The sequence below is a fragment of the Clostridium sp. HCP1S3_C6 genome (genome assembly GCF_052066735.1).
Lineage (GTDB): Bacteria > Bacillota > Clostridia > Clostridiales > Clostridiaceae > Clostridium.
Genome location: NZ_JBQHRN010000007.1, coordinates 24,207 through 49,907, shown reverse-complemented (window position 1 = coordinate 49,907; position 25,701 = coordinate 24,207). Strand labels below are relative to the sequence as shown.

The 25,701-nt window shown below is 28.1% G+C and carries 26 protein-coding genes; 1 reads left to right on the top strand and 25 read right to left on the bottom strand.

The features are described from left to right. Positions 1 to 41: 41 nt before the first annotated feature. The 6 genes from ACTNAO_RS03990 to ACTNAO_RS03965 form a co-directional block, all read right to left on the bottom strand. Positions 42 to 362, bottom strand: a complete 321-nt coding sequence (locus tag ACTNAO_RS03990; protein ID WP_441027410.1) for a DUF1540 domain-containing protein — start codon at positions 360 to 362, stop codon at positions 42 to 44. A gap of 18 nt (positions 363 to 380) precedes the next feature. After that, positions 381 to 926: an NADH peroxidase gene (locus tag ACTNAO_RS03985; RefSeq protein ID WP_441027409.1), complete on the bottom strand. Its 546-nt coding sequence runs from the start codon at positions 924 to 926 to the stop codon at positions 381 to 383. Positions 927 to 1,032: 106 nt separating this feature from the next. Further along, a complete protein-coding gene (locus tag ACTNAO_RS03980) occupies positions 1,033 to 1,335 on the bottom strand; it encodes a hypothetical protein (protein ID WP_441027408.1) in 303 nt (100 codons plus the stop codon). A 20-nt stretch (positions 1,336 to 1,355) separates the two neighbouring features. Then, positions 1,356 to 1,955, bottom strand: coding sequence for a metal-dependent hydrolase (locus ACTNAO_RS03975; RefSeq protein WP_441027407.1), 600 nt, complete (start codon positions 1,953 to 1,955; stop codon positions 1,356 to 1,358). Positions 1,956 to 2,002: 47 nt separating this feature from the next. After that, on the bottom strand, positions 2,003 to 2,794 hold the full coding sequence (locus tag ACTNAO_RS03970) for a hypothetical protein (protein ID WP_441027406.1): 792 nt from the start codon (positions 2,792 to 2,794) through the stop codon (positions 2,003 to 2,005). Positions 2,795 to 2,937: 143 nt separating this feature from the next. After that, a complete protein-coding gene (locus tag ACTNAO_RS03965; protein WP_441027405.1) occupies positions 2,938 to 3,159 on the bottom strand; it encodes a hypothetical protein in 222 nt (73 codons plus the stop codon). Positions 3,160 to 3,280: 121 nt separating this feature from the next. Here ACTNAO_RS03965 and ACTNAO_RS03960 point away from each other — a divergent pair, with 121 nt between their 5' ends. Continuing rightward, positions 3,281 to 4,264, top strand: coding sequence for an amidase domain-containing protein (locus tag ACTNAO_RS03960; protein WP_441027404.1), 984 nt, complete (start codon positions 3,281 to 3,283; stop codon positions 4,262 to 4,264). Positions 4,265 to 4,289: 25 nt separating this feature from the next. On the opposite strand, the gene ACTNAO_RS03955 is transcribed toward ACTNAO_RS03960, so the two are convergent. The 19 genes from ACTNAO_RS03955 to ACTNAO_RS03865 form a co-directional block, all read right to left on the bottom strand. Then, positions 4,290 to 4,667 (bottom strand): hypothetical protein, encoded by a 378-nt coding sequence (locus ACTNAO_RS03955; protein ID WP_441027403.1) that lies wholly within the window; start codon positions 4,665 to 4,667, stop codon positions 4,290 to 4,292. Positions 4,668 to 4,742: 75 nt separating this feature from the next. Beyond that, on the bottom strand, positions 4,743 to 6,242 hold the full coding sequence (gene glpK, locus ACTNAO_RS03950) for a glycerol kinase GlpK (protein WP_441027402.1): 1,500 nt from the start codon (positions 6,240 to 6,242) through the stop codon (positions 4,743 to 4,745). A gap of 179 nt (positions 6,243 to 6,421) precedes the next feature. After that, positions 6,422 to 7,852: an adenylosuccinate lyase gene (gene purB, locus ACTNAO_RS03945; protein ID WP_441027401.1), complete on the bottom strand. Its 1,431-nt coding sequence runs from the start codon at positions 7,850 to 7,852 to the stop codon at positions 6,422 to 6,424. 159 nt (positions 7,853 to 8,011) lie between these two features. Further along, positions 8,012 to 8,272 (bottom strand): HPr family phosphocarrier protein, encoded by a 261-nt coding sequence (locus ACTNAO_RS03940; RefSeq protein WP_441027400.1) that lies wholly within the window; start codon positions 8,270 to 8,272, stop codon positions 8,012 to 8,014. A gap of 191 nt (positions 8,273 to 8,463) precedes the next feature. Then, on the bottom strand, positions 8,464 to 8,724 hold the full coding sequence (locus ACTNAO_RS03935) for a stage V sporulation protein S (RefSeq protein ID WP_441027399.1): 261 nt from the start codon (positions 8,722 to 8,724) through the stop codon (positions 8,464 to 8,466). Between the two features lie 303 nt (positions 8,725 to 9,027). Continuing rightward, positions 9,028 to 10,575: a ribonuclease Y gene (rny, locus tag ACTNAO_RS03930; protein ID WP_441027398.1), complete on the bottom strand. Its 1,548-nt coding sequence runs from the start codon at positions 10,573 to 10,575 to the stop codon at positions 9,028 to 9,030. 246 nt (positions 10,576 to 10,821) lie between these two features. Beyond that, on the bottom strand, positions 10,822 to 11,880 hold the full coding sequence (recA, locus tag ACTNAO_RS03925; RefSeq protein ID WP_441027397.1) for a recombinase RecA: 1,059 nt from the start codon (positions 11,878 to 11,880) through the stop codon (positions 10,822 to 10,824). Positions 11,881 to 12,070: 190 nt separating this feature from the next. Continuing rightward, positions 12,071 to 12,670 carry a CDP-diacylglycerol--glycerol-3-phosphate 3-phosphatidyltransferase gene (gene pgsA, locus ACTNAO_RS03920; RefSeq protein ID WP_441027396.1) on the bottom strand — a complete coding sequence of 200 codons (600 nt, stop codon included), beginning with the start codon at positions 12,668 to 12,670 and terminating at the stop codon, positions 12,071 to 12,073. Further along, the gene (gene rimO / locus ACTNAO_RS03915) at positions 12,660 to 13,991 is read right to left on the bottom strand and encodes a 30S ribosomal protein S12 methylthiotransferase RimO (protein ID WP_441027395.1); all 1,332 of its coding nucleotides are present in this window, start codon (positions 13,989 to 13,991) and stop codon (positions 12,660 to 12,662) included. The genes pgsA and rimO overlap by 11 nt, the downstream gene beginning before the upstream one ends. 84 nt (positions 13,992 to 14,075) lie before the next feature. Beyond that, entirely contained in the window at positions 14,076 to 16,523 is a 2,448-nt protein-coding gene (locus ACTNAO_RS03910; protein ID WP_441027394.1) for a DNA translocase FtsK 4TM domain-containing protein, read from the bottom strand. Positions 16,524 to 16,676: 153 nt separating this feature from the next. After that, entirely contained in the window at positions 16,677 to 17,378 is a 702-nt protein-coding gene (locus ACTNAO_RS03905) for a ClpP family protease (protein WP_441027393.1), read from the bottom strand. 73 nt (positions 17,379 to 17,451) lie between these two features. Beyond that, positions 17,452 to 18,648, bottom strand: coding sequence for an aspartate kinase (gene dapG, locus ACTNAO_RS03900; protein ID WP_441027392.1), 1,197 nt, complete (start codon positions 18,646 to 18,648; stop codon positions 17,452 to 17,454). Positions 18,649 to 18,663: 15 nt separating this feature from the next. Beyond that, entirely contained in the window at positions 18,664 to 18,936 is a 273-nt protein-coding gene (locus tag ACTNAO_RS03895; RefSeq protein ID WP_441027391.1) for a YlmC/YmxH family sporulation protein, read from the bottom strand. 53 nt (positions 18,937 to 18,989) lie between these two features. Beyond that, positions 18,990 to 20,246 (bottom strand): M16 family metallopeptidase, encoded by a 1,257-nt coding sequence (locus ACTNAO_RS03890; RefSeq protein WP_441027390.1) that lies wholly within the window; start codon positions 20,244 to 20,246, stop codon positions 18,990 to 18,992. 56 nt (positions 20,247 to 20,302) lie between these two features. Continuing rightward, positions 20,303 to 22,411 carry a polyribonucleotide nucleotidyltransferase gene (locus tag ACTNAO_RS03885; RefSeq protein ID WP_441027389.1) on the bottom strand — a complete coding sequence of 703 codons (2,109 nt, stop codon included), beginning with the start codon at positions 22,409 to 22,411 and terminating at the stop codon, positions 20,303 to 20,305. An 85-nt stretch (positions 22,412 to 22,496) separates the two neighbouring features. After that, positions 22,497 to 22,760 (bottom strand): 30S ribosomal protein S15, encoded by a 264-nt coding sequence (gene rpsO / locus ACTNAO_RS03880; protein WP_441027388.1) that lies wholly within the window; start codon positions 22,758 to 22,760, stop codon positions 22,497 to 22,499. Positions 22,761 to 22,865: 105 nt separating this feature from the next. Further along, a complete protein-coding gene (locus ACTNAO_RS03875; RefSeq protein ID WP_441027387.1) occupies positions 22,866 to 23,825 on the bottom strand; it encodes a bifunctional riboflavin kinase/FAD synthetase in 960 nt (319 codons plus the stop codon). Between the two features lie 28 nt (positions 23,826 to 23,853). Further along, positions 23,854 to 24,729, bottom strand: a complete 876-nt coding sequence (gene truB / locus ACTNAO_RS03870) for a tRNA pseudouridine(55) synthase TruB (RefSeq protein WP_441027386.1) — start codon at positions 24,727 to 24,729, stop codon at positions 23,854 to 23,856. Continuing rightward, entirely contained in the window at positions 24,726 to 25,700 is a 975-nt protein-coding gene (locus ACTNAO_RS03865; protein WP_441027385.1) for a DHH family phosphoesterase, read from the bottom strand. The genes truB and ACTNAO_RS03865 overlap by 4 nt, the downstream gene beginning before the upstream one ends. Position 25,701: the final 1 nt, after the last annotated feature.

Below are 25,701 nucleotides of genomic sequence, written 5' to 3'. Positions count from 1 at the left end.
TATTCTATCACAATAATTATTTTAAGTACATAAATGGCTTATTATTTACTTTCAAAGCTATTACAACATGTTTCTGTGTATATTGCAGTATCAGAGCCACCACCTACAGATATATCTTCTAAACTGCATAAACAATTTTCATTATGCTTACAGGTTTTAGAATAACAAACAAGACAATCACATGTGCCACTTTCACTAGAACAATTTGTTAAATCTGAATACAAAAGACGATTCAAAAAGCTGCCACAACATGTATTAGAATCATTTGATGCATTTATTCCTCCTATATTAACTCTATCAGCATGGCAAATTTCTCCACTATTATGAGAACAATTTGTTACATTACATTTTATTTTGCTCATAAGAATAAACCTCCAAATTTATTTACTAAAATATCTATCTAATAATCCCTTAAATGCTCTTCCATGACGTGCTTCATCTTTGCACATTTCATGTACTGTATCATGAATTGCATCTAAATTCTTTTCTTTAGCTTTAGTTGCTAATTGCTTTTTACCTGCACAAGCTCCAAATTCTGCCTCAACTCTTGCCTTTAAATTTGCTTTAGTATCAGCTACTAGAACTTCTCCTAAAATTTCTGCAAATTTAGCTGCATGTTCTGCCTCTTCATAAGCAATTCTCTTGTAAGCTTCTGCAACTTCAGGATATCCTTCCCTATCAGCTTGCCTAGACATGGCAAGATACATTCCAACTTCTGTACATTCTCCTGTGAAATTAGCCCTTAAATCTTCAATAATATCTGCATCAATATCTACAGCTGTTCCTATTTTGTGCTCATCTGCAAATACAAGATCCTCTAAAACTTCTTGAAATTTTGACTTATCAGCTTTACATACAGGGCATACTTCTGGAGGTAAATCTCCTTCATGTATGTAACCACAAACTATACACATATACTTTTTCATATAATTAAGCCTCCTTACTTCATATTACTAAATTATTATTTGTAAGAAAAATTTTTTTATACAAAAAAATACCCTATGAATTTTTTCATAGGGTACTTAAAAACTACTATTTCTTTTTTAAATCTACTTTTGGTTTGTTAATTTCACTATTTTCACTAATAAAGGAGCTACTATCTACCAATTTCTTTTTTTCTATGTTACTTCTCTTATCAAACAATTTGTCTATACCATCATTTATACATTTATTAATATTATCTGATGAATATCTTATATCATTAAAATTTTCATTAATGTATTTGTCAGTTTTTTCTGTAATTTGATTTTTTACAGAATTTATAGAATTATTACATCCTTCTGTAATGCCATTAATTTTATTTTCAATTTCTCTTAAAAAAGAATCTAGTCCCATAAATATCACCTCTCATAATTTTATAAATAGTATCTTAATAAAAAAAGAAAAACATATAAAGTTAATAATATACTTGAAACTTTAAAAAGCACACTATTTGCCATTCCATTTGCTTTACATATATTTAAACTTATACCTTTATTACTTGGGTATAAAATTTGCACCTTTTTCTTGTTAAACATATCTAAAATTATATGACTCATCATAGAAATTATCATATATATAGCACCTTCTGGTAATACAATATATGTTGCTATCGTAATAAGTGCTATAGCTAGAAAAGAATGCATAAAAGACCTATGAGGTGTATTCATTCCATATATACATATACCTAAAAAGAAAGCTAATCCTATAATAACTCTAAAAATGCTTTGTATACCTTCACTAAGAGAAATTCCCCATTTGAATTCTGCAAAAAACAAAATAGCAATAGAAATACCTATAACTAATAATGTTTTATTTAAAACATTTCTAGAACTTGATGTACTTACATCAATATCACTTAATACAGATCCCATAGAAGATACACCTAAGCAAATTAAAAATTCCTTTGGAGATTCTGGTTGTGTTATAAAAAGTGTAGTAAGTACACCTAGAGCCATATGGGTTTTACCTGTCATAATTATTCCACCTTATTTTCATTTGTAAATAATAAGATTATACCATACTATATTTCATTTTCCTCAGTATTTTTTAAATTTTTATTATTAATTTTATTATTATTTTTACTATTTTCTTCGTTATCTGAAATATTATAACCCTTATTATTTATTTCATCTTTCTTAATGTCAGTATTTGTATTTACTTCTTTGTTTTTATCTTTTATGTTTTCATTTATTTTATTTATACTTTCTCCTATTTTGGTACTAATGCCTATATCTATACCAGCTAATGAACCTGCAATTTTTGAAAGCTTAATGTCATTATATGAATTTTCATTACCTGTAGGCTTAATATCAAGTTTTTCTGCATTAAGTCTTGTTTTATCATCCTTTAGGTTATGTATATTACTTAAAGAATTATTTGCATCAATAAGTTTTACAAGGCTTTTAGAAACAATAGCTCCTCCAAGATCCTTATCTTTATATTCCTTTGCTTTTTCCTTTTCTTCTTTGCTAGCTTTTTGCTCATTTTCTTCCTTTTGTTTTTCAATTTTCTCTTTTTGTTTTTGAATTTGTATATTTTGAATCTGACTATCTATATCAGATATTTTTTCCTGAAGATCTTTTATTTTTTGTTTTTTAGTATCCTTGTCCAAATCCTCTTGCATTTTTACTTTATCCTTTTGATCTGTAAGCTTTTGTTTCATTTTTTGTAAATTTTCTATAATTTTTTCTGTACTATCAAAAGAAGGTTTTTGCATAGCTTCTCCTAAGTTGTCATTTTTATTATTAGCATTTTTATTTTGGTTAACACCAAAATTTATTCTATTATTAACATGCATAGATGATATTTTCATTCTTACCACTACCTTTCTTAATGTAAAAATGTGTATTTATATATTTTATCGTTATTACTTTCTAATTCTTTACGTATAGCTATATATTTTTCTAAAAAATAAAAAAAGTAAACTATATCAATAGATAAGTTCACCTTTTCATATTATTTATATACTAATTTTATTATAGCCATAATTGTTATTAGAATAATTGTTAAAAAAGATACTGCTGATGATAAAATAATATATTTCATTCCTTTTTTATAATCTTCATCCTTAGCATTTTCATTTTTCTTTATTTCATTTAATTTTCTTTTTCCATATATAAATAGAACTATATTTACTATAATAAGTAAAACTATTATTAAAATTAATACTTTATCCAAAACTATACCTCCTTTTTATATATTTATTTTAACAATATATATATAAAACTAAAACAATTTTTTATCATATTTTAATATTTTTTATATATAAATTAATTATAAGTATTTAATGAGGTAAATTATGTGTATAAAATATTTATTGAAAAAGTATTTTAAAGTACAGCAAAAGTTTAACCAAAAAACATTTGAAATATTTAGCCAAAAGTATATTGCTAGCAATAAATTAACTAAAGAAATAACTCTTATGAATAACTTTAAAAATAATTGGAGAAAAAAAATAGGATCATTAATATCAAAAGAATCCTTTAAAATTATTAACTTATCAATTAATAATTATACTGACTATACAAAAGTATTTGTAAAGGTAAATCACAGTTTTATTTTAGAAAATGCTCCTACTTTACATACATCTTCAGAAATACTAGAATTTATATTTATATTAACTAAAGAAAAATTCAATTGGCTAATTAATGATATTATTGACAAAGAGCATTTTCCTAGTATGTATAGAAATATATCAGAACAGGAAGAATATAAAAATAACCTAGATTATAAAATTAATTATTGGAATATTAAAATTGCTAATATAGATACATTAAAAAGAGAATATAATAAAACTTGTTCTATATACAAATCAAATTATATGGATAGATCCTATCCTATGAAATATAATTATGAAGAGGCAATTTCCTATGCTAGAAAATATGCTTTAAATTACAATAAAGAATATAAACATTTTAATAATGCTGGTGGAGATTGTACTAATTTTGTTTGTCAATGTATTCATGCTGGTGGTATAAAAACTACTAGCAGTTGGAAGCCTTATTCTAATGCTTGGATTAGAGTAAATGAACTTTATTATTACCTACTAAGAAAAGGCATTGGAATAGACAATACCTCTTCTAAATCATATAATGCTGGAAGCATAATTCAATTTTACACAAATACTAAAAATTACTTTTCTCACTCTGGACTAATTACTACATCTTTACCTAATGGAGATTACTTATATTGTTGCCACAGCTATGATAAATTAGATTTTCCCTTAAGTGAAGTTTACCCAATATATTTTGACAAAATAAGAATTATCAAAATTGTATATTAAAATAGGTGGCATAATTTATTGCCACCTATTTAAAGTACAATGATAATATTTCCTTTTGTGTTTCATCTAAATTAAAATCATCAATTTGTTTTTTACTTATCCATTTACAATCTTTATAAGCTTTGTCAAGTACAATTCTTTCTTTTAACTGACCTACATATACTGCTGTTTCTTCTTCATCATTTAATTTATAATTTTGTAATTTTTCAAGATCAAAAATTATTGACTTTAAAGAATCTTTTACAGCTCTATTTACACACTTTTCTTCACTTTCTCTACCACGAAGCTTTTGTGTTAATAATGAAAAACTATCTACTTCACCTTTTTTTACCTTTTTCTGCAGGATTAAAACATTCTTAAAATCATCCCTTATAATTAATGTACATGTACTAATTTTTGCCATATTAACCATCCTTTTTTATATGCTTTTAAAAATCTTGTACCTTAATAATATCATAATTTTTTACTTTTATAAAGATTAATCTTCTTCCCAAGCCTTTGCTCTTGCTATAGCCTTATTCCAGCCCTTATAAAGCCTTTCTCTGTCAATTGGAAACATCTTTGATTTAAAACTTTCTGCTTGATACCATCCAGCAGAAATTTCTTCATTGTTTTTCCAAAAACCTACTGCAAGTCCTGCTAAGTATGCAGCTCCTAAGGATGTAGTTTCTGTAATAATTGGTTTAATAACTCTTGTATTCATAATATCAGCTTGAAATTGCATTAAAAATCTATTTTTACTTGCTCCACCATCAACTTTAAGTTCTTTTATTTTAATTCCTGATTCCTTTTCCATTGTGTCTAAAACATCTTTACATTGATATGCAATACTTTCAAGAGCTGCTCTTATAATATGATCTTTATTAGTGCCTCCTGTAAGACCTAATATTGCTCCTCTTGCTTTCATATCCCAATATGGTGCTCCTAATCCTGCAAAGGCAGGAACAATATAAACACCACCATTATCCTGAACTTTATTTGCAAAATATTCAGAATCACTTATATCATTTATTATTTTCATTTCATCTCTTAGCCACTTTAAAGTAGCACCTCCAGAAAAGACAGAACCTTCTAAAGCATATTTAATTTTGCCATTCATTCCAAGTGCAATAGTAGAAATAAGACCTTTCTTGCTTCTAACAAAAGTATCACCAGTATTCATAAGCATAAAGCATCCTGTACCATAAGTATTTTTTACTTCACCTTTATTAAAACAGTTTTGTCCTATTAGCGCAGCTTGTTGATCTCCTATAATACTAGCAATAGGTACATTATAGGATTTATCCCTGCTTAAAGTTATACGTCCATATATTTCTGATGAATTTTTAACTTGTGGCATTATATTCTCTGGTATATTAAATTTATTTAAAAGATATTTATCCCATTTTAATTCTTTAATATTAAAAAGCATAGTTCTAGAAGCATTTGTATAATCAGTTACATGTACTTTACCATTTGTAAATTTCCAAATAAGCCATGTATCAATAGTTCCAAATAATAATTCTCCTCTTTTTGCTCTTTCTCTTGCACCCTCAACATTATCTAGTATCCATTTTATTTTACTTGCAGAAAAATAAGAATCAAGTAAAAGTCCTGTATTTTCCCTTATATAATCTTCAAGTTCTTTATCTTCCTTTAAGGACTCTATTAAATTAGCAGTTCTTCTACATTGCCATACTATAGCATTATAAATAGGCATTCCAGTAAATCTGTCCCATACAACAGTAGTCTCACGCTGGTTTGTAAGTCCTATTGCTGATATTTCATTTGGATTTATATTTGTTTTGGCTATAACTTCCTGTAAAACACCATATTGAGTAGCCCATATTTCCATAGGATTTTGTTCTACCCAACCTCTTCTTGGATAAATTTGAGTTATTTCTTTTTGACTCATACCTATAATATTTTGTTCTTTGTCAAAAATAATAGCTCTTGAACTTGTTGTTCCTTGATCTAAAGCAATTATATATTTACCCATTAAAAAATCGCCCCTTATGTTAAATTATGTCTTTACATAAAATAAGTTTTAACTTTACTTATTTGTTATTATACAACTTTATTATACTAAAAAAAATTACATTTTTCCTCCCTTTAGGAAATTTTGCATAAAAAAAGAACCATAATCAAATATATTGAAAATGGTTCTAAAAAATTTATTTATACATTTATTTCGCTATCTATCTTTACAGCTTCTGGATTTGCAGCAATTATTGGATCAACATATTCTTCTATAAATTCTGTAGTTTGACTTGGTGCTCTACCTACAAATTTAATAGGATCAATTATAGAAATTATTTCGTCTTTACTTAAATTAAAGCTCTTATCATTTATTATTCTTTCTATAAGATCATTATCAAGACCTTCGCCTTTTACTCTTTGAGCTGCAGCCATAGAATGTTCTCTAATTCTTTCATGAAGTTCTTGTCTGTCTCCGCCACGCTTAACTGATTCCATCATTATATTTTCAGTTGCCATAAATGGAAGTTCTCTATTTACATGTGATGCAATAACCTTATCATAAACAACCATATTTTCAGAAATATTTATATAAAGATTTAATACTCCATCTAATGCAAGGAATGCTTCAGGAATTGAAATTCTCTTATTTGCAGAATCATCAAGTGTTCTTTCAAACCATTGTGTAGAAGCAGTAATTGCAGGATTTAATGCTGTAACTATAACATATCTAGCAAGTGATCCCATTCTTTCACTTCTCATAGGATTTCTCTTATAAGCCATAGCTGATGAACCTATTTGATGTGCTTCAAAAGGTTCTTCTATTTCTTTCATATTTTGAAGTAATCTTAAATCATTAGAAAATTTATAGCAACTTTGTGCTACTTCAGATAATGTATTTAAAACAATTGAATCAACTTTTCTTGAATAAGTTTGTCCAGTTACGCCAAAGCTCTTTTTAAAGCCCATTTTTTCTGCTACCATTTTATCTAGTTTTTTAACTTTATCCTCATCACCTTCAAAAAGGTTCATAAAACTTGCTTGTGTTCCAGTAGTTCCTTTAACACCTCTTAATTTCAAGTGTTCAATTACATGATCAATATTTTCAATATCCATAACTAAATCTTGCATCCAAAGAGTAGCTCTCTTTCCTACTGTTGTAAGTTGAGCAGGTTGAAAATGCGTAAAACCTAATGTTGGCATATCCTTATATTTAAGTGCAAATTTTCTTAATCTATCAAGGACTGTTACCATTTTTTCTTTAGTTAATAAAAGTGCTTCTTTCATAAGAATAATATCTGTATTATCACCAACATAGCAGCTTGTAGCTCCAAGATGTATTATTCCTTTAGCTTTAGGGCATTGAAGTCCATAAGCATAAACATGGCTCATAACATCGTGACGAACTTCTTTTTCTCTTTTTGCTGCATCATCATAATTTATGTCATTTACATGTGCCTTTAACTCATCAATTTGTTCATCTGTAATATGTAATCCTAATTCTTTTTCACATTCTGCAAGAGCTATCCATAGCTTTCTCCAAGTTGTAAATTTTTTATCATCAGAAAATATATGACTCATTTCTTTTGAGGCATATCTAGAATTTAATGGTGTACTGTATAAATCTCTCATTGTTAACCTCCAGGGACTTTTTTAATACTTTTTACCAAAATATTATAACATATATATGTTTTTTTTCAAAATAGTTAATCTCACAAACAAAAAAGTACTAAAAGTACTTAAACTTAAAGGTACTTTTAGCACTTTTTTTAAAAGAAATAATCTAAAAAATTAATCTTCTAATTGTTCAATTAATTTTACTATTTCATCAACAGCAAGTGTTTCGTCATCACCACTTGCAATAACTTTGATAGTTGATTCTTTTGTTACTGCTAATGATAAAACGCCTATTAAACTTTTAACATTTGCTTTCTTTCCATTAAATTCGATACTTATATCTGATTTAAAAGATGAAGCTTTCTTAACTAATAAAGTTGCTGGTCTAGCATGTAAACCAGTTCCGTTTTTTACTACTACTTCTTTTGAAACCATTACATTCACCTCTTCATTTAATCTGCAAGCTTAACACTTTAATCTAATTATATAGTACTTTAAATTAAATTACAACAGTTTTGTTTTTTCAGATTTACAAGAAGTTTTATTAAACAGTTATTTTTTTTAATTGATACAACATATGGTTATCGAACTTTTATTTTTAGCTTTATTTTGAAACTTGCTTATGTTTATCTAGGTTGAACTATTAATTTAATAGCAGTTCTTTCCTCTCCATCTATCTCAATATCAGTAAATGCTGGAACGCATACTATATCTTTTCCTGTTGGTGCTACAAAGCCTCTAGCAATAGCAATAGCTTTAATAGCTTGATTTATTGCTCCTGCTCCAACAGCTTGAATCTCCACAACATTTTTTTCTTTTATTACTGCAGCTAATGCTCCTGCTACAGAATTTGGATTTGATTTTGTTGATACTTTTAATACTTCCATTTGTTACTCCCCCTTCATACTATTACTAATCGTTTACAGAAACTGCCATATATAAAACTCTTGCTTATATATATTATTCTATTTCCCTGTATAAATTCCTCCTTTTACTACTTCTTTATAGTCTTTTTTAATGTTAATTTATTGTAACTAAGATAAACCTTTAAAACAAAGGATTTTTCATGAAATATGAATAATATTATAAAATTAAAAACATACTATTACAATATACTATTAGTTTTTAACATTATTACATTTGTATTTAAAAAAGATACCTTTTGAAAGTTAATCAAAAGGTATCTTTTTCTATTTTGCAAAGTCCACTGCTCGAGTTTCTCTTATAACATTTATTTTTATTTGTCCTGGATATTCTAATTGTTCTTCGACACTCTTTACAATATCACGTGCAAGTTCTATTGCTCCAGCATCGTCGACATGATCTGGTTTAACCATAATTCTAATTTCCCTACCAGCTTGAATTGCATATGATTTATCTACACCTTCATAGGAATTTGCAATTTCTTCTAACTTTTCTAATCTCTTAATATATGCTTCTAATGTTTCTCTTCTAGCTCCTGGTCTAGCAGCTGATATTGCATCAGCTGCTTGAACTAACACAGCCTCTAAAGATTGCATTTCCACATCACCGTGATGCGCTGCAATAGCATTAACTATTACTGGTGACTCACGATACTTTTTAGCAAGATCCCCACCAATTATTGCATGAGGTCCTTCTTGCTCTTGATCCACAGCTTTACCAATATCATGTAGCAAACCTGCTCTCTTTGCTAAGGTAACATCAAGACCTAGCTCTGAAGCCATTAAACCAGCTAAATATGAAACCTCTATGGAATGTTTAAGTACATTTTGACCATAGCTAGTTCTATACTTTAATCTACCAAGTAATCGAATAATTTCAGGATGTAATCCATGAACACTAGTTTCTAAAGCAGCCTGTTCTCCTTCTTCTTTAATGTCATTTTCTACATCTCTTTGTGCTCTTTCAACCATCTCTTCAATTCTAGCCGGATGAATTCTTCCATCCACAATTAACTTTTCAAGAGCAATTCTAGCAACTTCTCTCCTTATTGGATCAAAGCTAGATAAAATTACTGCTTCTGGAGTATCATCAATTATTAAATCTACACCAGTTAAAGTTTCAAGGGTTCTAATGTTTCTTCCTTCTCTACCTATTATTCTACCTTTCATTTCATCATTAGGCAAAGCAACTACATGTACAGTTGATTCAGATACATGATCTGCTGCACATCTTTGAATTGCATTAGTTATAATATTTCTAGCTCTCTTATCAGCTTCTTCCTTTGCCTTGTTTTCACTTTCTTTAATAATTAAAGCAGCTTCGTGAGAAGTTTCTTTTTTTACTTCATCAAGTAACATTTCCTTTGCCTGTTCGCCAGTTAATCCGGCTACTCTTTCAAGTTCTTCTCTAGTTTTAGCATGTAATTCTTGAACTTGAATTTCAGTCTTTTCAATATCAGCTAATCTCTTAGCTATTGTATCTTCTTTCTTTTGAAGGGAATCACTCTTTTTGTCAAGAGTTTCTTCTCTTTGAATAAGTCTTCTTTCAAGTCTTTGAACTTCATTTCTTCTCTCTCGAGTTTCTTTTTCACAGTCACTTCTTATTTTATGAGCTTCTTCCTTTGCTTCTAAAATTGCTTCTTTTTTGGCAGCTTCCGCTTCTCTTTTTCCATTTTCAAGAGATAATTGTGCTTCTCGCTCTAATGCCTCAAGTTTATTTTTCGAAGCTAATTTTAGTGTTTTATTCAATACCATTCCTAAAATGATAAGTACTACAATATCTATTACTATTAATATTAATGTTTGCGTTCCCACGTAAACACCCCCAATCTTGTCAAATTTTATGTTTTATAAGTTAACAAGAAGGTGTATTTATTAATACAATTATACTGCTGTAAATCTAGGAATATGATAAACCAGTATTTGTTATTATTTTATCCGAAAAACGATATTATGTCAACATTAGCTAATAATTTTATAATTTATTAAAAAGAAGCCTAGCACATAGTTTTTTGTACAACAATACCTGTGTAGGCTTTCTTTTTTTGTGCAATTTTTTATTTATTTTTCTGTTTCTGAAGTTTTTTCTTCACTTTTTGCATTATTATTTGTAATTTCATCTGTAGGTAATCCATATTTTTCTCTAATTTGAATTTCTATTTCATTTGCAATTTCAGGATTATCTTTTAAGTATATTTTTGCATTTTCTCTACCTTGACCTAAACGTACATCTCCATAAGAGAACCAAGCACCACTTTTTTGAACAATACCTTCTTTAACACCTACATCAATAATGTTACCATTTTTTGATATACCTTCATTATACATTATATCAAATTCGGCTTGTTTAAATGGAGGTGCAACTTTATTTTTTGTTATTTTAACTCTAGTTCTATTACCAATTATAGAATCTCCAGATTTTATTGATTCTATTCTTCTAACATCTAATCTTACAGATGCATAGAATTTTAATGCTCTTCCTCCAGTAGTAGTTTCTGGATTCCCAAACATTACTCCAACTTTTTCTCTTAGTTGGTTAATAAATATTGCAACACAATTTGTTTTGTTTATTGTTCCTGCAAGTTTTCTTAAAGCTTGTGACATAAGTCTTGCTTGAAGACCTATATGTGAATCTCCCATTTCACCTTCAATTTCTGCTCTTGGAACTAACGCTGCAACTGAATCTACAATTAATACATCAATAGCTCCTGATCTTACTAATGCTTCTGCAATTTCAAGTCCTTGTTCTCCTGTATCAGGTTGAGAAACTATTAAACTTTCAGTATCTACACCTATTTTTTTTGCATAACCTGGATCTAATGCATGTTCAGCATCAATAAACCCAACAGCGCCACCTTTCTTTTGTGATTCTGCTGCTATATGAAGGGCAACAGTAGTTTTACCTGAACTTTCAGGTCCATATATTTCTACTATTCTACCCTTAGGAACACCACCAATTCCAAGTGCTATATCTAAATCTAAGCATCCTGTTGAAACAGCATCAATAGTTAAATGACTGTTTTCCCCAAGCATCATAACAGATCCTTTACCAAATTGTTTTTCAATTTGCCCCATAGCACTTTCAATAGCTTTTAATTTATTTTCATCAATATTACTCATTATTATACAACTCTCCCTTTACGTAAGTATATAAAATACACATTAAATTATCCCTTTGCGAACTTATGTTCTGTTTTAATTATATGATACTATTTTTTAGTAGTCAACATTTATTTTTATCTCAATAATAATTATTACCACTTTTATAAAAAATAATACACATAAAAATAAGGAGCCTAAGCTCCATATTTTATTTATCTGTACTTATGGCATGTTTATTCTTATAAAAATAATCAAATCCAGATATTATTGTTATAAGAACAGCTACAAACATTAAAATATTTGTTCCTATATTAATGAAACCACTTAAATAAACATTACTTGCAACATAAGCACTTAAATTTTCAGATGCAGATATATTAACTTGTAAAAGAGCACAAACAATAGCAATAATTTGAACTACAGTCTTTGCCTTTCCCCAATAACTTGCTGCAATTACCTTTCCATCTGAAGCTGCTACAGTTCTAAGTCCTGAAACTGCAAATTCTCTAGCAATTATTATAACTGCTACAACACTAGATATAACATGTAAGTCTACCAAACAAATAAGTGCAGTAGTTACTAATAGTTTATCTGCTAAAGGATCCATAAACTTTCCGAAATTAGTAACTTGATTTCTACTTCTAGCAATATAACCATCTAATTTATCAGTTAATGAGGCAAGTATAAAAATTATCGTTGCAATAAATGACCCATAAGGCACAATATCCTTTACTATTATAAAAAGCAAAAATATTGGAACAAAAAATATTCTAAGTACGGTTAATTTATTTGCAAGATTAAGTTTCATAATTAACAACTCCTACCAAATCATAATTTGTGCAATTTGTTATTTTCACACTAACTATTGTACCTTTTTCTAAATGTTTATCACTTTTTATGTATACACACCCATCAATATCAGGAGCCATTTCATAATTTCTTCCTTTATAATATTCTTCATTTGAGCCTTCAATTAGAACATCATAAACATTACCAATTTTATTTTTATTAATTTCTTTTGAAATATTTTTTTGAAGAAGCATTAATTTTTCTTCTCTTATAGCCTTTACTTCTTCACTAATTTGATTACTCATTTTAGCAGCTGCAGTACCTTCTTCCATAGAATACTTAAATACTCCAACCTTTTGAAGTTTAAAATCTTCTAAGAAGCTAGATAATTCATTAAAATCTTCTTCTGTTTCTCCTGGAAATCCAACTATAAGTGATGTTCTTAACGTAACATCTTTTATTTTATTTCTAATTAAATTTATTTTTTCTAAAATATCCTTCTTAGTAGTTTTTCTACCCATTAATTTTAGAATTCTGTTACTTATATGTTGTATAGGTAAATCTAAATAATTTAATATTTTATTATTATTTGCAATTTCATCTAAAAGTTCATCATAAATTTCTTCAGGATAACAATAAAGTACCCTAATCCACTTAATGCCATCTATTTTTGAAATTTTGTTTAGTAGAGTATGCAATTCTTTTTTACCATATAAATCTGTACCATACATTGTAGTATCCTGAGCTACTATTATAAGTTCTTTTACACCAATCTTACTTAACTTTTCTGCTTCAGCAAGTATACTTTCAAAACTTCTGCTTCTGAACTTTCCACGAATTTTAGGGATAATACAATATGTACAGAAATTATTACACCCTTCTGCAATTCTTATGTAAGCTGTATGACCTTCTGTTGTTAAAATTCTTTCTCCTTCATTAATATTTTCATTAGAGAAATTAACTTCTAAAGACTTTTCATTGTTATTAAAAAAGTTGTTAATTAACATATGAAGTTTTTTATAATCATTAACTCCAAGCATAATATCAATTTCTGGAATAAGTTCTTCTAATTCCTTACCATATCTTTGAGTCAAACAACCTGTAGCAACAAGAAGCTTACATTTAGCTGTTTTTTTATAATTTGCCATTTCTAATATTGTATTTATTGATTCTTGTTTAGCTGATTCTATAAAACCACATGTATTAATTATAATTATATCTGCTTCTTTAGGATTATTAGTTATTTCATACATGTTATTCATAGATCCTAAAATAATTTCAGAATCCACTCTGTTTTTATCGCATCCAAGGCTAACCATTCCAACTTTTAATTTATTCAAGTATATTTCCTCCATAGCTTTTTATATTAACCTAGCACAACACTATAATTTTATTACTTTTCTGAATCTATTACAAGATAAAATTTACTGCTCACTTTCATTTTCTCTAATTAAATCATTTTTAGTAAGTAGTACTTGCCTTGGCTTTGTCCCATCTCGTTCTGATATAATTCCTCTTTCTTCTAATTGCTCCATTATTCTTGAAGCTCTATTAAAACCAACTCTAAGTCTTCTTTGTAAAAATGAAGTAGACGCCTGATTATATTCTACAACAATTTTTATTGCCTCATCTAATAAATCATCTGTATCAGATTCACTGCTAGAAGTGTCTTCCTTATCTTCAGTTTCTTTATTTATATGTTCAATTATTTCTTCTTTATAGTTTACCTCTGACTCTTCTTTTTTAATGTATTCTACAACATTTTCAACTTCTTCTTCTGATATAAAGCATCCTTGAACTCTAAGAGGTTTACTTTCTCCTACTGGATAATAAAGCATATCTCCTTTTCCTAGAAGTTTTTCAGCCCCAGAGCTATCAAGTATTGTTCTAGAATCTATTTGCGATGATACTGCAAAAGAAATTCTTGAAGGAATATTAGCTTTAATAACACCAGTAATAACATCTACAGATGGCCTTTGAGTAGCAATAACAAGATGCATACCTGCTGCCCTTGCCATTTGAGCTAATCTGCATATAGCATCTTCCACATCATTTGGACAAACCATCATAAGATCTGCAAGTTCATCTACTATAATAACTATAAATGGAAGCTTTTCTGATACCTCTCCCTTATTGTATAAATTATTATAAGAATCTATATTTCTAACACCTTTTTCTGCAAAAAGATTGTACCTTTTTGTCATTTCATTTACAGCCCAATTTAATGCAGCTGCTGCCTTTTTAGGATCTGTAACAACAGGGATCAAAAGATGTGGTATTCCATTATAAACATTAAGTTCAACTACTTTAGGATCTACCATTAAAAGCTTAACATCTTCTGGCTTATACTTATATAAAAGACTTATAATAAGTGAATTTATACATACACTTTTACCAGACCCAGTAGCCCCTGCTATTAATGTATGAGGCATTTTACTTAAATCTCCAACAATACATTCACCAGCTATGTCCTTTCCTAAGGCAAAGGCAAGTTTTTTATGACTTGAAACAAATTCTTCCGATTCAAGAACTTCACTTAAAAACACAGCTGTTTGCTTTTTGTTAGGAACTTCTATTCCTACTGCAGCCTTTCCTGGAATTGGAGCTTCTATTCTAACACCTGATGCAGCTAATCCTAAGGCTATATCATCAGCAAGGTTAACTATTTTACTTACTTTAACTCCAGGACTTGGTTGAAGTTCATATCTTGTAACAGATGGTCCTTTGCTAACTTGATTTACCTTAGCAGAGACTCCAAAATTTCCTAATATCTCTGTTAATTTAGCAGCACTTTCAATTAATTCTTTTTTATCAGAACTATTAAGTTTTGTTTTATTATTAATATTTAAAAGATCTAATCCTGGAAATTTATATTCCTTTTTTGTTTCATCTTTTAAATTCATTTCTTTATCTATTTCGTCATTTATATTTTCTTTTAAATCTTCTTTCTTATTTTTGTTACAATTTTCATTATTTTTATCTTTTTCTATATCTTCAGGTTCCTTAATATCTATAAATGGCGTTTTTATAGCCTTTTTCATTTCAGATATTACAATTTCATTTTGTACTTCCTTCTCAGTCTTTCCATCATCTTCTGCTCCAAGTTCCTCATCTATTGTAGCGTTTTTCATAAAATCTAATATTTTTATTTTATTATTTACACCTTTTAAATAATCATTTTTGCTCTTTTCATCCTTTGAAACTACATTAATGTAATCATCATTATTATCTAAATTTATTTTTTCTTTTTTAGCAGCTATTTTGGACTTTTTATATTCCATTCCCTTATGTTTTATATTTTTTGAAACATCTACAACTGAAATGTCAAATGTAAATATTAGTGTTACAATAATTAATAATGCATATACAATGTAAGATCCTACTGCACCTATTAAATAATGAAGCCCATATGCAATAACAAAACCTATTGCTCCTCCACTAACTGATAATGTATTACTTTTTACACTACCAATTAAATCACTAAAACCTTCTTTAAAAGATATATTACTATCTAACATAGAAATACTTATTGTTGCAAAAACTAAATTTACTACAAAAAGTATAATTGTAATCCCATAAAATCTACCATTTAATGTAATTTTACCTCTGCTACTTAAATAATTTATACTTAAATATATAACGTATAAAGGTATTAAAAATCCTCCAATTCCTAGTAGTAAAAATGCTAACCTTTGAGAAATATTAGACAAAAAGCCAGCAAAATTTGTATATATACTTACTGCAAGTAATATTCCTATTGCAAGGGCTACTATACCTTTAATTTCATAATTAGCAGTTTTAACTTCCTTTGTAACTTCTTTTTTTGTTTTTGAATTATTTGACTTACTGCTCCCCTTTTTTGTCTGACTCAAAATTTTCACCCTTTCTTATGTATTAATTCCTAAATATTAGCATACCACAAAAATCTTTTCAATTCCATTATTAATCTGGAATGTACTTATATTTTCACAAAAAATATAAAGAGTGAAGAACTATCACTCTTTACATAAAAAGCTATAATAAACTTATTTTTCACTAATTAGTGAATTTAATTTATCTAAAGCTTCCTTTATTCCTCCTACTTCATCAATAAGGCCACAATCTACTGCCTGTTTGCCTATTAAAATTGTACCTATATCATTTAAAAGTTCACCATTTTGTTTCATATAACCTTCTAAGGTTTCTTTTTTGATATTAGAAGTTCTTAATATAAAACCATTTATTCTTTCCTGCATTTTTTTAAAATAGTCAAAAGTTTGAGCTATACCTATAACAAATCCATTCATTCTTACAGGATGAACTATCATAGTGGCAGAAGGTGTTATATAAGAATAATTTGAAGAGGTTGCAAGAGGAACACCAATTGAATGGCCACCACCAATTACTATTGAAACTGTTGGTTTTGATAAAGAATTAATCATTTCTGCAATAGCAAGGCCTGCTTCCACATCGCCACCAACAGTATTTAAAACTATAAGAATTCCTTTTACATTTTCATTTTGTTCTATTTCTATAAGTTGAGGAATAATATGCTCATACTTTGTAGCCTTAGTTTGAGGTCCTAAAATATTATGTCCTTCAATTTGACCTATTATAGAAATAATTTGTATTCTTTCATTAGGTTTAGAAATACTTAAATTTCCAAATTCTTTTATAGTTTTAACATCTTTATTATTTTCATTTTCAATTTCCTTATTACTAGACATTATATTATTAAATTCTTTCATTAAATTTCATCTCCTAGGTCTTTTTTTTATTTTGCCTAAAAAATATTTATTTAATTCAAAATTTAAAAATAAATTATAATTTAAATGTTTTATGTAGTATATTTATTGCCTTATTTAATTCCTGATCTTTTACAAGACACCATATAGTCATATGAGAATCTGCAGTTTGAAGCATATTAATATTTTCATCATTTAATGCTTTATATATTTTAGCCATAACTCCTGGAATACCTTTCATTCCAGTACCTACAAGAGAAATTTTACTGCAATTTTCTATTATGTGAGCTTTAATTTTATATTTATTAAATATATTAGTTATTTTTCTTTTGTCACAGGAAGATATAGTAAAAATTTGTTCGTGAGGAAATATATTTATAAGATCAAGGCTAATATTTTCCTTTGCTATATACTCTAATATATCTTCATAAAATTCACAATTACAATTTTCCTTTAATTTAATTTTTATCTGGCACCTATTTCCAGTACTTGTTATACTAGTAATAACTCTGCCACTTTTCTTGTCCCCTATACTATTTATTATAGTTCCTTCACAATCAGAAAAAGTATTTTTAATTATAATAGGAATATTTTTCTCTTTAGCATAGGATACAGCTTCTGGATGAATAACTTTAGCTCCTTGATCTGCAAGTTGAAAAACTTCATCATAATTTAAAACTCTAATTAATGAGGCATCTTGAACAATTCTTGGATCTGCAGTCATTATTCCATCAACATCTGTATATATTTCTATTTTTGAAGCTTCTAATTTTGCTCCTAAAATAGCAGCTGTTGTGTCACTTCCTCCTCTACCAAGAGTTGTAATAAATCCATCTTTTGTAACTCCTTGAAAACCACATATGACAGGTATTTTATCTTCTGATAATATTTTCTCAATTCTTTTATTATCAAATTCAATTAATGATGCATTTGTATAATTATCATTTGTTATTATTCCTGCTTGCCCTCCTGTAAGAGGTATAGCATTAAATCCCTCATTATATAAATCATTGCACATTATAACAGAACTTATTATTTCACCACAACTTACAATTAAATCAAACTGCATACTATTATCTCTTGCAAAATCTTTTGAAATTAAGTTTTTCAAATTATCTGTAGAATAACAGTCTCCTTTTCTTCCCATAGCTGAAACAACCACTACAGGTTTATACCCATTATTTATAGCTACTTTTATCTTTTTTATAATGCACTTTCTCTTTTCTTCTGTAGCTACTGAAGTGCCACCAAATTTTTGTATTACTATTTTCAAATTATCCACCTCAATCTAAAGTTTAGCTCTTTTAATTTCACTTTCTTCTGCGTCTAATATTATAGTTTTTGAACCAATCTTCTTTACAGCACTCCAAGGAATTTCAAGAAATTCTCTAGAAGAACCAAAAAGACCAAGCCTTCCCCCTAAATTGATAACTAAATATTTCAAATTTCCATCATCATCAATAATGAGATCATTATTTTGTAGATAATCATATTTTTCCCCATCATTAATATTAATAAGCTCATATTTTCCTATTTCACTTAATAATTTAATATTGCTCATAAAAAAACCTCCATAAATGCTACTATAATTGTATGCATTATGAAGGCTATTTATTAATCAAATATTATACTATCTAATTTTTTATATTCTATATCGGCCCCAACATATGCTGCATTAATAATTCCTTTGCCAAAACATTCTTTTAAAACAAAATCAATGTTTTCACTTTTAATATTATCTACTTTTTTTATAACTTCTTCCTCTGTTATTATTCTATTTCTAAAAAGAACAGACTTTGCATTTCCAAACATTTTTGAACTAGTACTTTCAAGTCCTAAAATATAACTAGCTTTTAGCTTTTCTTTATTTATATCTAAAATTTCCTTTGTAATACCTGTTTTTGAAAAATTAGAAATTTCTTTTTTTATTACTTCTAAAGCTTTTTCTCCATAATTTTTACCAAGTCCAGTATATATGTCTATCATACCACTTCCTACAAAAGTTTGAGGGCAACAATATATATTGTAGCAAAGGCCTAGTTCTTCTCTTACCTTTTGAAATAGGATAGAAGAGGCTCCGCCTCCTAAAAGATTACAAAGAAGCACTAATGCATATCCATTATCATCATCAAACGGAAGTCCTTTAAGTCCTAAATTAATATGATGCTGTTCTATTTTCTTATTTATATAACCAGAACCACTTTGTATATTTATATTTTCATAATCTGGTATATAATTAGCACTTTGCCAACTTCCAAAATATTTTTCTATTAGTTCTTCAAGTTTGCTATCTTCAAATCTTCCACAAACAGAAATTACTGAATTAGATGGTGTATACTTGCTATTTACATATTTAAGTATATCCTTTCTAGTTATATTATTTACTTTATCAATACTTCCAAGTATAGGATATGACAATGATGTATTTTTATAAGCAACTTCTGAATGAAGATCATACAAAACATCTTCTGGATTATCTTCATTCATATTAATTTCCTCTATAACAACACTTTTTTCTCTTTCAATTTCTTTTTCATCAAATTTAGAATTTAATAGCATATCTGATAATACTTCTAAAGATAATTCTAAATGAGTGTATAAATTTTTCACATAATAACACGTAGATTCTTTTCCTGTAAATGCATTTAACTGACCACCTACATTCTCTATTGTTTCTGCTATATCCTTAGCGTTTCTTTTATTTGTACCTTTAAAAAACATATGTTCAATAAAATGTGATATACCATTTTGTATATAGCTTTCATTTCTAGATCCATTTTGAATCATTACACCCACACTTACAGAATTTGCTCCATTAAACTTTTCTGTAACAACTCTTAAACCATTCTTTAAAGTATATAATTTATGCATAATATCTTCCTTTCATATTTGATATTTTAACTAAAACAGTAGAAAGAAAAAAGGCATTATTTCTGCCCTTCTTTTTTTTCCTTTTCTTCTAGTGCATCTTTTCTTGAAAGATTTATTCTTCCTTGGTTGTCAATATCAATAACCTTAACTAAAATTTCATCTCCAACAGATACTACATCTTCTACCTTGTTAACTCTTCCTTTATCAAGTTTAGATATGTGAACTAAACCTTCTTTATTAGGAAGTACTTCTACAAAAGCACCAAATGATGTTATTTTAATTACCTTTCCAAGATATACTTCTCCTGGCTTAACATCCTTTGTTAATCCTTCAATAATTTTAAGGGCTTTTAAAACACCTTCATGATCTGTAGATGAAACAAATACTGTACCATCATCTTTTATATCAATTTTAACGCCAGTATCTTCAATAATCTTATTAATTACCTTACCACCAGCACCAATTACGTCTCTAATCTTATCAGGATCTATTTTCATAGTTGATGTTTTAGGAGCATAAATTGATACATCTTTCCTAGGTTCAGGAATACATTCATTAATTTTAGATAAAATAAATAGTCTAGCTTTTCTAGCATCCTTTATTGCATTTTCTATTACATTAAAACTTAAACCATGAATTTTTGTATCAACTTGAATAGCAGTAATACCTTCAGTAGTTCCTGCTACCTTAAAGTCCATATCACCAAAGAAATCTTCTATTCCTTGAATATCTGTTATAACTTTTTCTTTTGATAAGTCTGGTGAAGTTATAAGTCCCATTGCTATACCTGCAGCAGGTCTCTTTATTGGCACACCTGCATCTAAAAGTGCAAGAGTTGATCCACATACAGAAGCTTGTGATGTAGATCCATTTGAACTTAATACTTCTGAAACCAATCTAATAGTATATGGGAATTCTTCTTCAGATGGTATTAAAGGAACTAAAGCTTTTTCTGCTAAAGCACCATGACCTATTTCTCTTCTTCCAGGTCCTCTTAAAGGTTTTACTTCACCTGTACAATATCCTGGGAAATTGTAATGGTGAATATATCTTTTTGATTCAAGTTCATCTACACCATCTAAAACTTGAACTTCACTTACAGATCCAAGAGTTGCAACAGTCATAACTTGTGTTAATCCTCTTGTAAATAATCCAGTACCATGAGTTCTAGGAAGGATTCCTACTTCACAACCTATATGTCTAACTTCATCAAATGCTCTTTCATCAGGTCTTCTGCCTTCATTTAAAAGCATATTACGAACTACTTCTTTTTGCATTACATAAAGAATTTCTTTAATATCTGCTGCTTTTTCATCATATTCTTCACCAAAGTGTTCTTTTATTTTTTCTGTTGCTTCATCAATAGCAGCATTTCTTTCATCTTTATCAACTATATACATAGCTTCTTTTATCATATCAGAAGCAAAAGCTCTTACTTCCTTTTCTACTTCTTCATCTGGATGATAACATTCAGGTACTTCTTTCTTTTTACCAAACTTAGCCATAGCTTCCTCTTGGAATTTAATAATTGGCTGACAACTTTCAAAACCAAATTCAATGGCTTCTATCATTTTGTCTTCTGGTATTTCACATGCACCTGCTTCAAGCATCATAACTCTTTCGTTTGTTGCACAAACAGTTAATTTTAATGTACTTTTTTCTCTTTGCTCAGCTGTAGGATTAACTACAAGTTCGCCATCAACTAATCCTATTTCAACAGCAGCAACTGGAATAGTATATGGAATACTAGATAAACATAATCCCATTGAAGCCGCATTAATTGCTAAAATTTCCGGAAGATTATCCTGTTCAACTGAAACTACAGTTGTTACAACTTGAACATCATTTCTATACCCTTTTGGGAAAAGAGGTCTTATTGTTCTATCAACTGCTCTTCCATTTAATATTGCCTTTTCCGTTGGTTTACCTTCTCTTTTTATAAAACCTCCTGGTATTTTACCTACAGAGTATAATCTTTCTTCATATTCAACACTTAATGGGAAGAAATCTATCCCTTGTCTTGGTTCTTCTGATGCATTAACATTTGTTAATATAACAGTATCACCATAACTCATGAATATTGCAGCATTTGAAAGCATACCTATTCTTCCAAATTCAACTTTCATTTCTCTTCCTGCTATATTTGTTTTTAATTCATTTTTCATTTATGAACCTCCCTTCAAAAATATACTATATATTAAAAATTATAATTATTTCAAAATAATAGAGCGGACATAATCCGCTCTAAGATTATCTTCTTAAACCTAATTTTTTGATAATAGCTCTATATCTTTCGATATCTTGTTTTTGTAAGTAGTTTAAAAGACCTTTTCTTTGTCCAACCATCATAAATAAACCTCTTCTAGAATGATGATCTTTCTTATGAACTTTTAAGTGAGCTGTTAATTCAGTAATTCTTTCAGTAAGTAATGCTACTTGTACTTCTACTGAACCAGTATCTCCTTCGTTTCTTCCAAATTCCTTAATTATTTCTTGTTTTCTTGCCTTATCCATTAAGTTTGCACCTCCAAAAATATTAACCCCATAGCTCCAAGTAAAGAGTTTTGGCATTCTCTAAACATAGGACTAGGTTTTCAGCTATTATTATATCAAAATACTTCATTGTTGTAAATAATTTTCACTATACTTATATAAATTTTCATTTCTCGCTGTATTTTTATCTTTAATAAGCTGATTTCTAAGTTCATCTATATTATTAAACTTAGTTTGGTTTCTAATTTTTTTTATAAAAATAACTTCTATATTTTTTCCATAAATATCTTCATTAAAATCAAGAATAAACGTTTCAACAGTTAGCTTACTGCCATGTACTGTTGGATTAGTCCCTACATTAGTTATTCCTTTATACAAAATTCCATCTACAAAAACATTTGTATAATATACGCCTATTTTAGGAATAACAAAATCTTTATTTATATAAAGGTTAGCAGTAGGGAATCCTATAGTTCTTCCTATTTGCTTTCCATAAACAATTTTTCCCAATAAATGATATGGTCTTCCAAGCATATTAAACACATCAAAAACATTTCCATTTATTATTTCATGTCTTATTCTGGTACTACTTACTGCTTTATCCTTATACTTACATGGCTCCATTACATATAAATCAAAATTATACTTTTTTGATAGCTTTTTAAGTGTTTCAGTATTTCCTAAATTTTTATATCCAAATTTGTAATTAAATCCAACAACAATGCCTTTAACATTAAATTTATCAATTAAATATACTATAAATTCTTCAGCAGATCTTTCCATAAAATTTTCATCAAATTTTTCAAAATATGTTATGTCAACATTGTGATTTTTAAGAATCTTAACCTTTGTATTAAAATCTGTTAAAAGCTTTAAATTTTCATTTGGTTTAACAAATTTTCTTGGATGATTAGAAAATGTATATACCATGCTTAAAGAATTGTTTTTTTTAGCTAATTCCACAATTTTATTTACTAAGGAAATATGCCCTAAATGAAGTCCATCAAAACTTCCAAGAGCTACATATGTACCTTTTTGCAAAATATCTTTACCACTATGAAATTTAACTTCATCATAAATAATCATTTATTAATCTCCTAATACATATATATAATCAAATTAAAAGCTTTGACATTTTTAATCCTTTTTCATCTTTCATTCCAAGTCCTAGGAAAATATTATTTTCATCATAAATTCTATATAATATATTTTCTTTTACATTACAGTTAGTAACTCTTTTATCACATACCTTAACACCATTTACAAGTAATTTTGAAAAACCTTTATTAATTTTAATTGAATCATACTTTTTTAAAGCTTCTTCTATTGTAATTAAATAATTATGAATATTTTCTTTAGTAAGTTCACTTAATTTTATGCTGTTTTCCTTATAAAAAGATGACGTTCTAGTTCTTTCAAGTTTAGTAACAGTAGCTCCTACATTTAATTTTTGTCCAATATCAAAACAAAGACTTCTTATATATGTTCCTTTAGAACAAGTTACATCCATAGAAACATATGGAAGATTTATTTTTATATTTTCTATATTGTAAATAACTACTCTTCTGCCTTCTCTTTCAACTTCTATACCTTGTCTTGCAAGATCGTAAAGCCTTACTCCATTTTTTTTTAAAGCAGAATACATTGGAGGAACCTGCATATATTCTTTGCAAAAACTTAAAACAGCTTTTTCTACATCCTCTTCTGTAATAGTACTTATATCAAACTCTTCTATAACCTTACCTTCTAAATCATAAGTATCTGTATTAATGCCAAGCTTAAATTCAGTAAAATAGCTTTTATTATCGTTCATAATATAATCTATTATTTTTGTAGCTTTACCTAAACAAATAGGAAGAACACCTGTAGCTTTAGGATCTAAGGTACCTGTATGCCCTATTTTTTTTTCGCCAGATATTTTTCTTATTTCTTTGCATACATCAAAGCTAGTTAATCCTTCTTCTTTGTATATATTAATTACTCCGTTCATACATTCAACTCTTTTTCAAATTCAGTAATTATTTTTTCTTTAGCAGTTTTAAGGTCCACATTCATCATTTTTAATCCTGCAGCTTTCATGTGACCACCGCCACCAAATTTTTCAGCAATTTTTCTAACATCAAGATTATTTTTTGACCTTAAACTTGCTTTTACACCATCTTCTACTTCTTTCAATACAACTGCTGCCTCAATATTTTCAACACCAAGGGCCATGGAAATTATTTCCGAAGTGTCAACATTTCCAAGATTTAATTCTTCAAGCATTTTCATAGGCAAGCCAATATATGTAACTTTACCTTTTGCTAAAAGTTCAATATCCTTTAGTGCATATCCCATTAATTTCACCTTATTAAAAGGCTTATTATCAAATAAATTATTATATATATAAGTATTACTTACTCCAAAACCTACTAATTCTCCTGCAATGTCATGTGTTCTTTTTGTTACATTAGAATGTCTAAAACAACCTGTATCTGTTACAAGTCCTGTATATATGCATGTTCCAACTTTTTCAGAAACACTACTTTTTGAAAAATCAAGTTTCATTTCTTTTAAAAGTAGATATATAAGTTCTGTAGTTGCAGCAGCATCAGGTTCTACAAGATTTATATTTCCAAATTTTTCATTAGACAAATGATGATCTATTATTATTATATCCCCTGAATAATTTGAAATATCTGCACATATTCTAGGTTTATCACCACAATCAACAAGAATAAGCAAATCAGTATCCTTTGTAGGCTCAACTAATTCACCAGTAATCTCTTCTGCACAAGAAAGAAAAGAAAGATTTTTAGGTACTTCTTCCTTAGATATTATATAAGTATCTTTTCCAAGTATTCTTAATCCATTTAAAAGTCCAAGACCACTTCCAATTGCATCTCCATCTGGAGATGCATGGAATGTAATTGCAATTTTATTTGAGTTTAATATTTTATTTGCAATTTCAGTATATATCATA

Excerpts from the sequence above, each read along its gene's own strand:
- truB (WP_441027386.1), bottom strand. The coding sequence starts at position 24,729 with ATGAACGGAGTAATTAATATATACAAAGAAGAAGGATTAACTAGCTTT.
- recA (WP_441027397.1), bottom strand. The coding sequence starts at position 11,880 with ATGAGTAATATTGATGAAAATAAATTAAAAGCTATTGAAAGTGCTATG.
- ACTNAO_RS03960 (WP_441027404.1), top strand. The coding sequence starts at position 3,281 with ATGTGTATAAAATATTTATTGAAAAAGTATTTTAAAGTACAGCAAAAG.
- glpK (WP_441027402.1), bottom strand. The coding sequence starts at position 6,242 with ATGGGTAAATATATAATTGCTTTAGATCAAGGAACAACAAGTTCAAGA.
- purB (WP_441027401.1), bottom strand. The coding sequence starts at position 7,852 with ATGAGAGATTTATACAGTACACCATTAAATTCTAGATATGCCTCAAAA.
- ACTNAO_RS03935 (WP_441027399.1), bottom strand. The coding sequence starts at position 8,724 with ATGGAAGTATTAAAAGTATCAACAAAATCAAATCCAAATTCTGTAGCA.
- ACTNAO_RS03890 (WP_441027390.1), bottom strand. The coding sequence starts at position 20,246 with ATGCATAAATTATATACTTTAAAGAATGGTTTAAGAGTTGTTACAGAA.
- ACTNAO_RS03955 (WP_441027403.1), bottom strand. The coding sequence starts at position 4,667 with ATGGCAAAAATTAGTACATGTACATTAATTATAAGGGATGATTTTAAG.
- rpsO (WP_441027388.1), bottom strand. The coding sequence starts at position 22,760 with ATGGATAAGGCAAGAAAACAAGAAATAATTAAGGAATTTGGAAGAAAC.
- ACTNAO_RS03905 (WP_441027393.1), bottom strand. The coding sequence starts at position 17,378 with ATGAAAGAATTTAATAATATAATGTCTAGTAATAAGGAAATTGAAAAT.
- ACTNAO_RS03975 (WP_441027407.1), bottom strand. The coding sequence starts at position 1,955 with ATGACAGGTAAAACCCATATGGCTCTAGGTGTACTTACTACACTTTTT.
- pgsA (WP_441027396.1), bottom strand. The coding sequence starts at position 12,670 with ATGAAACTTAATCTTGCAAATAAATTAACCGTACTTAGAATATTTTTT.
- ACTNAO_RS03940 (WP_441027400.1), bottom strand. The coding sequence starts at position 8,272 with ATGGTTTCAAAAGAAGTAGTAGTAAAAAACGGAACTGGTTTACATGCT.
- ACTNAO_RS03865 (WP_441027385.1), bottom strand. The coding sequence starts at position 25,700 with ATGATATATACTGAAATTGCAAATAAAATATTAAACTCAAATAAAATT.
- ACTNAO_RS03895 (WP_441027391.1), bottom strand. The coding sequence starts at position 18,936 with ATGAGCAATATTAAATTATTAAGTGAAATAGGAAAATATGAGCTTATT.
- ACTNAO_RS03885 (WP_441027389.1), bottom strand. The coding sequence starts at position 22,411 with ATGAAAAATGAATTAAAAACAAATATAGCAGGAAGAGAAATGAAAGTT.
- ACTNAO_RS03980 (WP_441027408.1), bottom strand. The coding sequence starts at position 1,335 with ATGGGACTAGATTCTTTTTTAAGAGAAATTGAAAATAAAATTAATGGC.
- ACTNAO_RS03970 (WP_441027406.1), bottom strand. The coding sequence starts at position 2,794 with ATGAAAATATCATCTATGCATGTTAATAATAGAATAAATTTTGGTGTT.
- ACTNAO_RS03990 (WP_441027410.1), bottom strand. The coding sequence starts at position 362 with ATGAGCAAAATAAAATGTAATGTAACAAATTGTTCTCATAATAGTGGA.
- ACTNAO_RS03875 (WP_441027387.1), bottom strand. The coding sequence starts at position 23,825 with ATGATTATTTATGATGAAGTTAAATTTCATAGTGGTAAAGATATTTTG.
- ACTNAO_RS03985 (WP_441027409.1), bottom strand. The coding sequence starts at position 926 with ATGAAAAAGTATATGTGTATAGTTTGTGGTTACATACATGAAGGAGAT.